This window comes from Achromobacter marplatensis, assembly GCF_049060505.1.
Lineage (GTDB): Bacteria > Pseudomonadota > Gammaproteobacteria > Burkholderiales > Burkholderiaceae_B > Achromobacter > Achromobacter marplatensis_A.
Genome location: NZ_JBMGRB010000008.1, coordinates 309,800 through 323,817 on the forward strand (window position 1 = coordinate 309,800; position 14,018 = coordinate 323,817).

Below are 14,018 nucleotides of genomic sequence, written 5' to 3' on the forward strand. Positions count from 1 at the left end.
GAACATGACTATTTCTCCGATGCGTACCGTCCTGTCTTTGCTGATTGCCGGCGCTGCCCTGGCGGGCTGCGGCTCGTCGCCGCCGGTGCACTACTACACCCTGCAGGGGCCGGCTGCCTCGGCGCCAGCGTCTGCCACGGCGCCGGCGGGCTTCTTGATCGAAGTGCAGCCCGTCAGCCTGTCGACTCAGGCGGACCAGCCGCAGTTGATGGTGCGTACCGGCGACGGCAGCGTGTCGGCGCTGTATTCGGAACGTTGGAGTTCGCCGCTGGGCGACGAGTTGCGCGGCGCACTGTCGGATGCGCTGAAGCGTGAACTGGGCGCGCTGGACGTGCAAGCGGTCAAACCCGGTCCGGGCGCCGCCGTGTGGCGCGTGCAGACGGACGTGCAGCGTTTCGACCTGGTATCGGGCAGCATGGCGCAATTGGACGCGACGTGGCGCGTCCGGCCCGTCAATATGAAGGGCGCGGGCCTGCTATGCCGCAGCCTGGTCACGGAATCCGTTTCGGACGCCGGCGTGCCGGCGCTGGTTGCCGCGCAGCAACGCGCCGTGGTCAGTCTGGCCGGGGTGATGGCTTCGGCGATGCGCGGGCAGGCCCCCGCCGGCTCGGGGTCTGTGCAGATGCTGGGGTGCTCGGCGCTGAAAGACTGAGAAAACTGCATGATCTCAGATGGTTAACCTAGGGTTAACCTTAATACAAACGCGGTTGCAACCTGTCTAGCATACGGTCCTACCCATGCTGGGTTCTTTTCGGATCCAGTATTACCTTTGCCATGCGACAGGAAGCAATCTCTTATGGCCAGCACGACCCTTGGCGTCAAAGTCGATGACGCACTACGCGACCGCCTGAAGGCGGCCGCGCACAAGCTCAATTGCACGCCGCATTGGCTGCACAAGCAGGCGATCCTTGCCTACCTGGACAAGATCGAGCGCGGCCATCTGCCTGCCGAAATGTCGCATCTGGGCATGGACGCAGGCACGGAAGACGAGGCGGGCGACAGCCAGTCGGCGCCGACGCCGCCGTTCTACGAATTCGGCCAGGACGTGCAGCCGCAGTCGGTGCTGCGCGCGGCGATCACCGCGGCCTACCGCCGCCCCGAGCCGGAATGCGTGCCGCTGCTGCTGGGCCAGGCCCGCATGCCGAATCTGGAGAAGGTTCACGCAATGGCCACCGACCTCGTCAAGAAGCTGCGCGGCAAGCGCAGCGGCGGCGGCGTCGAAGGGCTGATCCAGGAATTTTCCTTGTCCAGCCAGGAAGGCGTGGCGCTGATGTGCCTGGCTGAAGCGCTGCTGCGCATCCCCGACCGCGCCACGCGCGACGCGCTGATCCGCGACAAGGTCGCCCGCGGCGATTGGAAGTCGCACATGGGCGGTTCGCAATCGTTGTTCGTCAACGCCGCGACCTGGGGCCTGATGATCACCGGCAAACTGGTGGCCGTGAGCAGCGAGCAGTCGCTGTCCAAGGCGCTGACCCGCTTGATCGGCAAGGGCGGCGAACCGCTCGTGCGCAAGGGCGTGAACATGGCCATGCGCATGATGGGCGAACAGTTCGTATCGGGCCAGACGATTTCTGAAGCGCTGGCTAACAACCGGAAGATGGAAGCGCGCGGTTTCCGCTATTCGTATGACATGCTGGGCGAAGCCGCGACCACGGCCGAAGACGCCGACCGCTATTACGCGTCTTACGAGCAGGCCATCCATGCCATTGGCAAGGCGGCGGCCGGCCGCGGTATCTACGAAGGCCCCGGCATCTCGATCAAGCTCTCGGCGCTGCATCCGCGCTATTCCCGCAGCCAGCGCGAACGCGTTATCGCGGAACTGCTGCCGCGCGTGAAGGCGCTGACGGCGTTGGCCCGCAGCTACGATATCGGCTTGAACATCGACGCCGAAGAGGCTGACCGCCTGGAGATCTCGCTGGACCTGCTGGAGGCGCTGTGTTTTGCGCCCGAGCTGGACGGCTGGAACGGCATCGGCTTCGTCATTCAGGCCTACCAGAAGCGCGCGCCGTTCGTCATCGACTACGTCATTGACCTGGCCCGCCGCAGCCGCCACCGCGTGATGGTGCGGCTGGTGAAGGGCGCTTACTGGGACAGCGAAATCAAGCGCGCCCAGGTGGACGGCCTGGAAGGCTATCCCGTCTACACCCGCAAGCTCTACACCGACGTGGCCTACCTGGCTTGCGCGCGCAAGCTGCTGGGCGCGCCGGAAGCCGTGTACCCGCAGTTCGCCACGCACAACGCCTACACGCTGGCGGCGATCTATCAACTGGCGGGCCAGAACTACTATCCCGGCCAATATGAGTTCCAGTGCCTGCACGGCATGGGCGAACCGCTGTACGACGAAGTGGTCGGCCCGTTGGCCCAAGGCAAACTGAACCGCCCCTGCCGCATTTATGCGCCGGTCGGCACGCACGAAACACTGCTGGCCTACCTGGTGCGCCGCCTGCTGGAAAACGGCGCAAACACCTCGTTCGTGAACCTGATTGGCGACGACACCATTCCGGTCGAAACGCTGGTGGCCGATCCGGTGGAGGCAGCCTCGCGCATTGTGCCGTTGGGCGCGCCGCACGAGAAGATCGCGTTGCCGCGCGAACTCTACGGCAATCCGCAGCAGGGCGCACGCGCCAATTCCGCCGGCCTGGACTTGACCAACGAACACCGGCTGGGATCGCTGTCCGCCGCGTTGCTGGCCAGCGCCGGCACGCCGTGGCGCGCGGGCCCGATGCTGGGCGAGGGCGACCAGGCATGGGACGCGGCGCGCGCCATTGAGGTGCGCAACCCCGCCAATCTGCGCGACGTCGTGGGCCACGTGATCGAGGCGCAAGCCGACGAGGCCGACGCCGCGTTGCGCGCCGCCGCCAACACCGCGCCCATCTGGCAGTCGACGCCGGTGGCAGAGCGGGCGCAGTGCCTGCGCCGCGCCGCGCAATTGCTGGAAGAGCAGATGCAGACGCTGCTGGGCTTGATCGTGCGCGAAGCCGGCAAGTCGCTGCCCAACGCCATCGCCGAAGTGCGCGAAGCCGTGGATTTCCTGCGCTACTACGCCGACCAGGCAGAACAGGAATTCAGCAACGACACGCACCGCCCGTTGGGCACGGTGCTGTGCATCAGCCCGTGGAACTTCCCGCTGGCCATCTTCACGGGCCAGGTCGCGGCCGCGCTGGCCGCCGGTAATACCGTCGTAGCCAAGCCCGCCGAACAGACGCCGCTGATCGCCGCGCAAGCCGTCGCCATCCTGCGCGCGGCCGGCGTGCCCGCGGGGGCCGTGCAACTGCTGCCCGGCCGTGGCGAAACCGTGGGCGCTCAACTGGTGGCCAGCCCCGCCGTGCGCGGCGTGATGTTCACCGGGTCGACCGACGTGGCGCGCATTATCGCGCGCACCCTGGCCGATCGCCTGGACGACGATGGGCACACCATCCCATTGATCGCCGAAACGGGCGGCCAGAACGCGATGGTGGTCGATTCGTCCGCGCTGTCCGAACAAGTGGTGTTCGACGTGCTGAGCTCCGCCTTCGATTCGGCTGGCCAACGCTGTTCGGCGCTGCGTGTGTTGTGCGTGCAGGAAGACAACGCCGACTACGTGCTGACGATGTTGCGCGGCGCGATGCGCGAGCTTAGCGTGGGCAACCCGGACCGCCTGTCGGTGGACGTGGGGCCCGTCATCGATACCGAGGCCCGCAACGGCATCCAGCGCCACATTGAAACGATGCGCACTGCGGGCCATCGCGTTGACCAGGTGGAGCTGAACGGCGAGTGCCGCCATGGCACCTTCGTGGCCCCCACGATCATCGAGATCGACCACATCAGCGAACTGACGCGCGAGGTGTTCGGCCCGGTACTGCACGTGGTGCGCTACAAGCGCGAGGAACTGGATGCCTTGCTGGATGCCATCAACGGCACCGGCTACGGCCTGACGTTCGGCGTGCATACCCGCATCGACGAAACCATCGCGCACGTGACGGGGCAGGTCCACGCCGGCAACGTCTACGTCAACCGCAACATCGTCGGGGCGGTCGTGGGCGTGCAGCCCTTTGGCGGCGAATGCTTGTCCGGCACCGGCCCCAAAGCGGGCGGTCCCCTGTATATGTATCGCCTGCTGGGCACGCGTCCGGCGGGCTTGCCGCCGGCGCTGGACCCGACCGCGCCGTTGCCGCAACGCATGGCGTTGCCCGGTCCTACCGGCGAGACCAACACCTATATGGTCGAACCGCGTGGCGCCGTGTATTGCGTGGCGGCCACCGAAGCCGGCGCGCGCGCGCAGTGGTCGGTGGCCCGCTTGACAGGCAACCATGCCTGGTTCGCGGATACGCCGGCCGCGCAGGCGTTGCTGGCCACGCTGGATGCCGAGCAGCAAGGGCAGGCCGGCATTCTGGCCGACGACGAGGTCGATCAGGCGGATTACCAAGCGGTGCTGTTCGAGGGCGACGGCGATGCGCTACAGGCGCTGAACCAGCGCATCGCGCAGCGGCCGGGCGCCATCTTGTCTGTGCATGGGCTGACGTCCGATGCCCTCGCGGCAGGGGCGGCTTACGTGCCGGAACGCTTGCTGACCGAACGCTCCATCAGCGTCAATACGGCCGCGGCAGGGGGCAACGCCAGCCTCATGACCATCGGCTAAAAAGTGACCGCGCGGTAACCTCCAAGGGGTCGGGGGTTATCGCCGAGTAACCAAGGGTTATCTCCAATATCGGCCAAGGTTGCACTGGAAGCAAAATCCGGTCGCACCTCAAGTACGGTTGTCGCAACCCGGCATCCGGACTTTGCAGAAAATGCATGCGCAGGACCTGGCCACCGCCGGGCCTGCGGTAGTAAAAGAAACCAAAAACCTGGCTAAAAGCTCAGGTATAACAAGGCCTTAAGTCCGACATCCCGGAGGGTTCCCCATGAAGTTCCGCACCACTTTGAAGCTTCTCGCCGCCAGCATCGCCGCCGTCGGCATGACCGCCGCCGCGCAAGCCGCCGACATCAAGCTAGGCTTCGCCGCGCCGCTGACCGGCCCGCAATCGCACTACGGCGAGGACATGCAGAACGGCCTGAACCTGGCCCTGGAAGAAGCGAACAAGAAGGGCATCAAGGTTGACGGCCAGCCGGCCAAGTTCGTGCTGGTGTCGCGCGACGACCAAGCCGATCCGCGGGTGGGCGTGCAGGTGGCGCAGCAACTGGTCGACCAGGATGTCGTGGGCATCCTCGGCCACTTCAACTCGGGTACGACGATTCCCGCGTCGCGCGTCTATCACGAGGCCGGCCTGCCGCAGATCGCCATGGCGACGTCGCCCGAATACACCAAGCAGGGTTACGAAACCACGTTCCGAATGATGACCAGCGACACGCAGCAGGGCGCCGCGGTCGGCAAGTTCATGGTGCAGAACCTGAAGGCCAAGAAGGTCGCGATCATCGATGACCGCACCGCCTATGGCCAAGGCCTGGCTGATGAAGTCGAAAAGGCCGTCAAGGCTGCCGGCGGCGAAGTGGTCCGCCGCGAATACACGACGGACAAGGCCAACGACTTCACGGCCATCCTGACCAACATCAAGGGCTCGGCGCCCGACGCGATCTTCTACGGCGGCCTGGATGCGCAATCCGGCCCGATGAAGCGCCAATTGGCCACCCTGGGTTTGAAGGCGCCGCTGGTGTCGGGTGAAATGACCCGCAGCGATACGTTCATCAAGCTGGCCGGCGACGCCGCCAACGGCACCTTCGCGTCGCTTGCTGGCGTGCCGCTGGACAAGATGGCCGCAGGCAAGGATTTCGAACAGCGCTATCAGGCCCGCTTCAAGAAAGCCCCCGGCGTCTATGCGCCCTACGCCTATGACGGCGCCTGGAACATGATCAGCGCCATCGAGCAGGCCGGCTCGGCCAAGCCCGAGAAATACCTGCCCGTGCTGGCCAAGCTGAACCGCAAGGGCGCCACCAGCGAGCACATCTCTTACGATGCCCGCGGCGATCTGAAGGAAATCTCGGTCACCATCTACGAAGTCAAGAACGGCAAGTGGGAGATGGTTGAAACGATGGTCAGCCAAGCCAACTAAGGCGGGTTGAACAGGGCGGACTCCGGCCATGCCGGCATCCGCCCGCTCTGTCCGCACGCGCCGCCCGGCGTGTGCGGCGCGCATCCCGCGCCCGGCCCGTGACGGCTCCGGCCGCGCGGCTCGCGCGACTTTTCCAGGCTTATTTCCGCGGCCCCTATGGATATCTTCATTCAACAACTGATTAACGGCGTCACGCTAGGCAGCGTGTACGCCCTGGTCGCCCTTGGCTACACCATGGTGTACGGCATCATCGGGCTGATCAACTTCGCGCATGGCGACGTCGTCATGATCGGCGCCATGGCGGCCACCACCATCGCCATCTCGCTGGTGGGCGGCGATCCCGGCGTATCCGCGTTCGTGGTGCTGGGCGTGGGCCTGCTGGTATCCGTGCCGTTGTGCATGGCGGTGGGCTGGACGGCGGAGCGCGTGGCCTACCGGCCGCTGCGCCGCGCGCCGCGCCTGGCGGCGCTGATCACGGCGATCGGCGTGTCCATCATCCTGCAGAACGTGGCGATGATGGGCTGGGGCCGCAACTATCTGAACTTCCCGCAGGTGCTGTCGCCCCATGTATTCGAATTCGCCGGCGCGCGCATGAGCTCGTTGCAGATCGCCATCGTGGTGATCGCGGCGCTGATCATGGGCGGCCTGCTGGCCGTGGTGCACAAGACCCGCTTGGGCACCGCGATGCGCGCCACCGCGCAGAACCGCGAAGTGGCGGGCCTGATGGGCGTCAACATCAATACGGTCATTTCGGCGGCGTTCCTGATCGGGTCGGCGCTGGCCGCCGTGGCGGGCATGATGGTCGCCACCTATTACGGCGTGTCGCAATACACGATGGGCTTCATGCTGGGCCTGAAGGCCTTCACGGCCGCGGTGCTGGGCGGCATTGGCAACATGGTGGGCGCGATGGCCGGCGGTTTGCTGCTGGGCATCATTGAATCGCTGGGCGCCGGGTATATCGGCGACCTGACCGGCGGTTTTCTCGGCAGCCATTACCAGGATGTGTTCGCGTTCTTCGTGTTGGTGCTGGTGCTGATCTTCCGTCCGTCCGGCCTGCTGGGCGAACGTGTGGGGGACCGCGCATGAACGCCACGTTGAAAACCAGCGGGCTGTCGACCCGCAACCTGATCGGCATTGCGCTGATCGGTATCGTGCTGGCGGTGTTGCCGTTCGTGATCGGCATGGCCGGCCAGAGCTGGGTGCGCATCCTGAATTTCGCGTTGCTGTACGTGATGCTGTCGTTGGGCCTGAACATCGTGGTGGGCTTTGCCGGCCTGCTGGATCTGGGCTACATCGCGTTCTACGCGGTGGGGGCTTACACCTGGGCCTTGCTGGCGTCGCCGCACTTCGGGCTGCATCTGCCGTTCTGGGCGATCTTGCCGATCGCGCTGGCCGTGGCGTGCCTGTTCGGCGTGCTGCTGGGGGCGCCAACGCTGAAGTTGCGAGGCGATTATCTGGCGATCGTGACCTTGGGCTTCGGGGAAATCATCCGCATCTTCCTGAACAACCTGAACGCACCGGTCAATATCACCAACGGGCCGCAGGGCATCAATCGCATCGACACCTTCAAGGTGGGCGAGTTCGCGTTTGGACGGACGGAAAGCTTGTTCGGCATCCGGTTCACCGGCCCGGAGAAATACTACTACCTGCTGCTGGCGCTGACGCTCATCATCATCGTGGTGTGCGTGCGCCTGCAGAATTCGCGTATCGGCCGCGCATGGGAAGCCATCCGCGAAGATGAGATCGCCGCCAAGGCGATGGGCATCAACACCCGCAACATCAAGCTGTTGGCGTTCGCGATGGGCGCCTCGTTCGGCGGCGTCGCGGGTGCGCTGTTTGCATCGATGCAGGGCTTTGTCAGCCCCGAGAGTTTCTCGCTGATGGAATCCATCTCGATCCTGTGCATGGTGGTGCTGGGCGGCATGGGGCACATCCCCGGCGTGATCCTGGGCGCCCTGATCCTGGCGGCGTTGCCAGAGTTCCTGCGCGCGGTGGTCGAACCCTTCCAGCACATGGTGTTCGGCGCCGTGGTGTTGGACCCCGAAGGCATCCGCATGCTGCTGTTCGGCTTGGCGATGGTGTGCGTCATGCTGTTCCGCCCGGCGGGCCTGTGGCCGTCGGCGGTGCGCAAGCGCGAACTCGCGACCAAGGCGCAAGGAGGCGGGGCATGAGCAAGTTGCTGCAAGCGCAGGGCCTGGGCAAACGCTTCGGCGGCCTGCAGGCCTTGTCCGACGTCAGCTTCGATATCGAGCAAGGCGAAATCTATGGGTTGATCGGCCCGAACGGCGCGGGCAAGACCACGCTGTTCAATGTGCTGACCGGCCTGTACATCCCGGAAGAGGGCAGCTGCACCTTCAACGGCGTGTCCCTGTCGGGGAAGAAGCCGCACGAGGTCGCGTTCGCGGGCCTGGCGCGCACCTTTCAAAACATCCGCCTGTTCGCCAATCTGTCCGCCATCGAGAACGTGATGATCGGCCGCCACATGCGCACCAAGGCCGGCGTGCTGGGCGCGGTGCTGCGCACGCGCGGCACGCGTGCCGAAGAGGCCGCCATCGAGGCGCGGGCGCAAGAGCTGCTGGATTACGTGGGCATCGGCCATCGCGCCAACGACGTCGCGCGTTCGCTGCCTTATGGCGACCAGCGGCGTCTTGAGATCGCGCGCGCGCTGGCGACGGATCCCAAGCTGCTGGCGCTGGACGAACCTGCGGCGGGCATGAATGCGTCGGAAACGGTGGTGCTGCGCAAGCTGGTCGAGAAGATCCGCGGCGATGGCGTCACGGTCTTGCTGATCGAACACGACATGAAACTCGTCATGGGGCTGTGCGACCGCGTGCTGGTGCTGGAATACGGCAAGGTGCTGGCGATGGGCAAGCCTGCCCAGGTGCAACGCGATCCCAAGGTTATCGAAGCGTACCTGGGCGCCGGCGCGGCCCAGGATCCGCTGATTCACAAGGAGAGCCCGGCAACATGACGGCATCCCAACCCTTATTGGAACTGCGCGGCTTGCAGGTGGCCTACGGTGGCATCCGCGCCGTGCGCGGAATCGACTTGCGCGTGGATGAAGGCGAGCTCGTGTGCCTGATCGGCGCCAACGGCGCCGGCAAAAGCACCACGTTGCGCGCCATCTGCGGCCTGGTGCCGCTGGCGGGCGGCGAAGTGGTCTACGGTGGGCAATCGATTGGCGGCCAGAAGTCGCATGAACTGGTCCGCAAGGGCCTGGTCATGGTGCCCGAAGGCCGCGGCATTTTCGGCCAGTTGACCATCGAGGAAAACCTGGCGATGGGCGCGTACATCCGCCGCGATGCCGCGCAGATCCGCCAGGACACCGACCGCGTCTTCACGTTGTTCCCGCGTTTGGCCGAACGCCGCAAGCAAGCGGCAGGCACCTTATCCGGGGGTGAGCAGCAGATGGTGGCGATGGGTCGCGCGATGATTGCGCGCCCGAAGCTGCTGTTGCTGGACGAGCCGTCGATGGGCCTGGCGCCTTTGATGGTCGAGAAGGTCTTCGAGGTGGTTCGCACCATCGCCAGCGAAGGCGTGACGATCCTGCTGATCGAGCAGAACGCGCGCCTGGCGCTGGAAAATAGCCATCGCGGCTATGTGATGGAGTCGGGTGAGATCATCCTGTCCGGGCCCGCCGGCGACATGTTGCACGACCCCAAAGTGCGCGCGGCCTATCTGGGCGAGGTCGAGTAGGGCTTCGAGCTTGCGGGTGTCCGGGTTCTTTGGCCGCCGAGGCCTCCCTGCGTCATTCCGATGCTCACCCCGGTGGGGCTGCGCTTCGGATGACTCCGGGATCCTCGGCTGACGGCGGCCTCATGCGTTGGTTTTGGACCCCGTTCATGGGCAGATGCCGTGAGCCGGTGGCCGGGCGGAGGGATCCGAAGCGCAGCCCCACGGGGGCGAGCATCGGAATCCCGCAGTTCGGACGCCGGCGGTTCAAGAACCCTGCCTCACAAAGAAGAACCCTGCCTCACAACACCGACCGTCAGTCATCCCGCCCAAAACGTTCTAAGCCGGTGCGCGTTCACGGTCCACGGCCATGACGACGCCGGCTTCGACCAGTGCGTCGATTTCCTGCTGGCCGTAGCCGAACTCCCCCAGGATCGCGATGGTGTCTTCGCCCAGCCGAGGCGCCGCGCGGTGATACTGCGCAGGCGTCGCCGACAGTTTCACCGGCATGCCGACGGTGCGCACCTTTCCGGCGACCGGGTGATCCTGTTCCACCACCATGCCGCGCGCCAGCGTCTGCGGATGCGACAGCGCCTGCGCGATCGAATGCACCGGTCCGGCGGGCACGCCGGCCTCGTCGAAAACGTCCAGCCATTCCTGCGCGCTGCGCGTCTCCAGGATGGTCGACATCTCCGCCACCAGTTCGTCGCGGTTATTCATGCGATCGCGGTTGCGTGCGAAGCGCGGATCGTCTGCCCATTCGGGCTTGCCCAGCGCTTGCGTGATGCGCTGCCAGTTCTTTTCGTTCGCGCCGCCGATGATGATCCAGTCGGTGCCCGTCGGAAACGCCTGGTAGGGCGCGCTGAGCACATGCGCCGATCCGGTGGGGCCGGGCGACACGCCACTGCCGAAGTAGATCGCGGCGTGCCAATACAGCTGCTGCAGGCTGGCCTCCAGCAATGAGGTCTCTACGATCTGGCCTTCACCAGTGCGCTGCTTGTGCTGATACGCGGCCAATACGCCAAACGCCGCCAGCAAGCCCGCATTGATATCGGCCACGGAGTTTCCCGTGCGCAACGGCGGGCCGCCGGGTTCGCCGGTAATGGCCATCAAGCCCGAAAACCCCTGCGCCACCAGATCGAACCCGCCTTTGTCGGCGTAGGGGCCGGTGGTGCCATAGCCCGAGACGGCGCAATAAATCAGGCCCGGGTTCTCCTTGCGCAGGGTGTCGTAGCCCAGGCCCAGCTTTTCCATCGTGCCTTTGCGGAAGTTCTCGGTCACGACGTCGGCGTCCCGGATCATGCGCAGCAAGACCTTCTTGCCTTCGGGATGTTTCAAGTCCAGCGCGATGGCGCGCTTGTTGCGGTTGAGCATCAGGTAGGGCGCCGAGATGCCGTTGATCTGCGGGTCGCGATATTGGCGGGAATCGTCGCCGCCATCGATTTTCTCGACCTTGATGACGTCGGCGCCAAGATCGGCCAGCATCATCCCGCAAGTCGGGCCGGCCATGATTTGCGACAGCTCGATCACGCGCATGCCGGCCAGTGCGCCGGCGGGCGCATCGGCATTCGCGGGTAGCGGGCGGCCGGGGCCGCGGATATCGTTATGCATGCATGTTCCTTGATGTCTGATTCAACGGCCGCTGAATTGCGGTTTGGCCTTGGCCAGGAAAGCGCGGTAGCCGGCGCGAAAATCCTCGGTGTCGAAGCAGTCGAAGGCTTCGTCGCGGTCGGCGTCGGTCAGTGCTTTGCCCTGGACGAGGTTGCGCACGAATTTCTTGTGCCAGCGCGCCACCAGCGGCGCCCCGTCGGCAATGCGGCGCGCGGCGGCCCGGGCTTGCTCGGCCACCTGGCCGTCCGGCACGACGCGCGTGACCACACCCAGGCGCAGCGCTTCGGCGGCGTCGAAAATCGTCCCTTCCAGCAGCACTTGCAGCGCGGTCGTCGGTCCGACAAGACGCACCAGCGGCGCCAGTTCCGAGTACGACATCACCAGTCCCAGGTTCTTGATCGGAATGCCGAACCGCGAGCTTTCACCGCAGATGCGCAGATCGGCCAAGCTGGCGATTTCCAGTCCGCCGCCGACGCAGATGCCGTGGATTTGCGCGACCACGGGGTGGCGGCAACCGCCGATGGCTTCGATCGTCCGGCGCATGACGGCGCCGTATTCCACTGCCTGCCGCTTGTTGCTGCGCGCGGTTTCGAATTCGCTGATGTCGTTACCCGGCGAGAACGCCTTTTCGCCCGCGCCCCGCAGCAGTACGCAGCGCACGCCGTCGTCGCGGTCCAGTTCCAGGAAGATGTCGCCAAGCAGGCGCCAGCCGTCGATCGTGAACGCGTTGAGCTTTTCCGGGCGGTTCAGCACCACGGTCGCGATGTCGCCGTCGCGTTGCAGCAGGATGGGCGAGGAGTCGGGGGTAGGGGTAGCGCTCATGGTGTTCCTTTTGTCAGGCGCGGGGGCGGGCCCCGCAAGGGATCATTGCTTCGTCAGGCCAAGGCTGGCGGTGAGCTTGCCGTACTTGGCCCATTCGTCTTGCACATAGGCGGCGAAAGCCGCGGGGGTCTGCGGTCCGCCGCCCAGATCCATTCCCTGCTCGGCCAGCTTGGCCGCGATCTCGGGGTCTGCCAGGGTCTGCGCCAGCGCCCGGTCCAGCTTGTCCAGGATCGGCCGGGGCAGCTTGGCGGGCGCCAGCACGGCGTACCACTGCACGATGTCCAGGCCCTTGATGCCGGATTCGGCAAGCGTCGGCACATCGGGCAGCCGCTTGCTGCGTTGCGCGCTGGTCACCGCCAGCGGGCGCAGCTTGCCCGCCTGGATCTGGTTGATCGCGCCGGGCAGGGTGTCGAAGTTCATGTCCACGCTGCCGCCCAGCAGGTCGGTCATCGCCTGGCCGCTGCCCTTATACGGAACGTGCTCCATCGACACGCCGGCGATCTGCGAGAAACGCGCGGCGCTCAGGTGTTGGGGGCTACCCATGCCGGACGAGGCGTACAGCAGTTGCTTGGGCTTGGCCCGGGCGTCGTCCACCAGGTTCTGGACGGTGGCATAACTGCGTTTGGCCGGATTCACGACCAGCACGTTGGGCACTGAACCGATGTAGCGCACTGCGGTGAAATCGCGGATCGGGTCGATGCTGGACTGCACGACATAGGGGGCGGCGACCGTGGATTGCATATTGGCCAGCAGCAGCGTGTAGCCGTCCGGGTCGGCCTTGGCGACGTAGTCGGCCGCGATCAATCCGGACGCGCCCGGCTTGTTTTCGACCACGATCTGCTGGCCCAGCAACGTGGACAGGCGCGCCGAAACGATGCGGGCCGACACGTCGGTGCCGCCGCCCGGCACAAAGCCGACGACCAGGCGGATGGGGCGTTCCGGCCACTTCGCCGGGTCTTGCGCCAGGGCGGGGCCGGCGGCGGCCAGGCTGGTTGTCAGCGCCAACGCGCGTGTCCAGCCGCGAACATGCTTGTTCATATGGAGTCTCCTTGGTGGATGAAGCCTGCCCGGGTGTTGCTTGATTTATGATGGGGTCAGGTTGGTATGCCTTTGGTGTCTGGTATACCAGATACAAAAATAATCGATGTTGCGAGCGTGAACAACCCATGGCTAACCCTGAAAGCCTGATGTCGGACGTATCCGTCCCTGATTTGGCCATCCACCATCCCACCTTGCCGGCGGTCGTCGCCGAGCGGCTGCGGCAACTGATCATCGACGGCACGCTCAAGCCGGGCACCTGGCTTAACGAGCGCGACCTGTGCGAACAACTGAAGATTTCACGCACGCCATTGCGCGAGGCCTATCGGATGCTGGCCTCGGACGGTCTGGTGGCGTTGCAGCCCAAGCGCGGGGCGATGGTGATCGAGTTGTCGGCGGACGACATCGAGAACATCTTCGATGTGCTGTCCGTGCTGGAGGGGTTGGCGGTGCGCAGCGCGGCCGAGCGCGCATCGGACACAGAGCTTGCCCAGATCGCGGATCTGCATGCGCAGATGCTTGAAAACTACGAGAAGCGGGATATCCGGGCGTATTTCGCGGCCAGCATGGGCACGCACATCGCCATCAACCGCGCCGCCCACAATCCGGCGCTGACGCAGTCCTATGACCGCCTGAACCTGCAAGTTCAGGCGTTGCGCTACAAGTCCAATTTCGATCTTGACGAATGGACGACGGCGGTCGCGGACCACGAGGCGTTCGTCCAGGCCCTGATGGCGCGCGACGGTAAACGCGCCGAAACGTTGATCCGCAAGCATGTGGGCGGCAAGAAGGCCTACAACCTTCGTGGCCGCCCGGGCGCGGCGGGCAAATCCTGAACCGAACCGA

General features: G+C 65.5%; 11 protein-coding genes. 8 read left to right on the forward strand and 3 right to left on the reverse strand.

Features of this window, described 5'->3' with window-relative positions; translation table 11 throughout:
- Positions 1 to 4: 4 nt before the first annotated feature.
- The 7 genes from ACI0FO_RS21015 to ACI0FO_RS21045 all read left to right on the forward strand — a co-directional run bounded on the left by ACI0FO_RS21015 (position 5) and on the right by ACI0FO_RS21045 (position 9,725).
- Positions 5 to 652, forward strand: a complete 648-nt coding sequence (locus ACI0FO_RS21015) for a PqiC family protein (protein WP_416029793.1) — start codon at positions 5 to 7, stop codon at positions 650 to 652.
- A 144-nt stretch (positions 653 to 796) separates the two neighbouring features.
- The gene (gene putA / locus ACI0FO_RS21020) at positions 797 to 4,618 is read left to right on the forward strand and encodes a trifunctional transcriptional regulator/proline dehydrogenase/L-glutamate gamma-semialdehyde dehydrogenase (RefSeq protein WP_416029795.1); all 3,822 of its coding nucleotides are present in this window, start codon (positions 797 to 799) and stop codon (positions 4,616 to 4,618) included.
- A 265-nt stretch (positions 4,619 to 4,883) separates the two neighbouring features.
- Positions 4,884 to 6,029 (forward strand): branched-chain amino acid ABC transporter substrate-binding protein, encoded by a 1,146-nt coding sequence (locus tag ACI0FO_RS21025; protein WP_332008241.1) that lies wholly within the window; start codon positions 4,884 to 4,886, stop codon positions 6,027 to 6,029.
- Between the two features lie 234 nt (positions 6,030 to 6,263).
- The gene (locus ACI0FO_RS21030) at positions 6,264 to 7,115 is read left to right on the forward strand and encodes a branched-chain amino acid ABC transporter permease (protein ID WP_409516543.1); all 852 of its coding nucleotides are present in this window, start codon (positions 6,264 to 6,266) and stop codon (positions 7,113 to 7,115) included.
- Positions 7,112 to 8,200, forward strand: a complete 1,089-nt coding sequence (locus tag ACI0FO_RS21035) for an ABC transporter permease subunit (RefSeq protein WP_416029797.1) — start codon at positions 7,112 to 7,114, stop codon at positions 8,198 to 8,200. The genes ACI0FO_RS21030 and ACI0FO_RS21035 overlap by 4 nt, the downstream gene beginning before the upstream one ends.
- Positions 8,197 to 9,000: an ABC transporter ATP-binding protein gene (locus ACI0FO_RS21040; protein WP_105556323.1), complete on the forward strand. Its 804-nt coding sequence runs from the start codon at positions 8,197 to 8,199 to the stop codon at positions 8,998 to 9,000. The genes ACI0FO_RS21035 and ACI0FO_RS21040 overlap by 4 nt, the downstream gene beginning before the upstream one ends.
- Positions 8,997 to 9,725 carry an ABC transporter ATP-binding protein gene (locus ACI0FO_RS21045; RefSeq protein WP_416029799.1) on the forward strand — a complete coding sequence of 243 codons (729 nt, stop codon included), beginning with the start codon at positions 8,997 to 8,999 and terminating at the stop codon, positions 9,723 to 9,725. Before ACI0FO_RS21040 ends, ACI0FO_RS21045 begins: the two co-directional genes overlap by 4 nt.
- A 315-nt stretch (positions 9,726 to 10,040) precedes the next feature.
- Here the strand turns inward: ACI0FO_RS21045 and ACI0FO_RS21050 are convergent, their stop codons facing one another.
- Genes ACI0FO_RS21050 through ACI0FO_RS21060 form a run of 3 tightly spaced genes read right to left on the reverse strand, consistent with a single transcriptional unit; the run spans position 10,041 to position 13,172 of the window.
- Positions 10,041 to 11,312: a CaiB/BaiF CoA transferase family protein gene (locus ACI0FO_RS21050; protein ID WP_416029801.1), complete on the reverse strand. Its 1,272-nt coding sequence runs from the start codon at positions 11,310 to 11,312 to the stop codon at positions 10,041 to 10,043.
- Positions 11,313 to 11,333: 21 nt separating this feature from the next.
- Positions 11,334 to 12,134, reverse strand: a complete 801-nt coding sequence (locus tag ACI0FO_RS21055) for an enoyl-CoA hydratase-related protein (RefSeq protein WP_416029803.1) — start codon at positions 12,132 to 12,134, stop codon at positions 11,334 to 11,336.
- A 42-nt stretch (positions 12,135 to 12,176) separates the two neighbouring features.
- Positions 12,177 to 13,172, reverse strand: coding sequence for a Bug family tripartite tricarboxylate transporter substrate binding protein (locus tag ACI0FO_RS21060; RefSeq protein ID WP_416029805.1), 996 nt, complete (start codon positions 13,170 to 13,172; stop codon positions 12,177 to 12,179).
- Positions 13,173 to 13,300: 128 nt separating this feature from the next.
- On the opposite strand from ACI0FO_RS21060, the gene ACI0FO_RS21065 reads away from it, so the two are divergent.
- Entirely contained in the window at positions 13,301 to 14,008 is a 708-nt protein-coding gene (locus ACI0FO_RS21065; RefSeq protein ID WP_416029807.1) for a GntR family transcriptional regulator, read from the forward strand.
- Positions 14,009 to 14,018 lie beyond the last annotated feature (10 nt).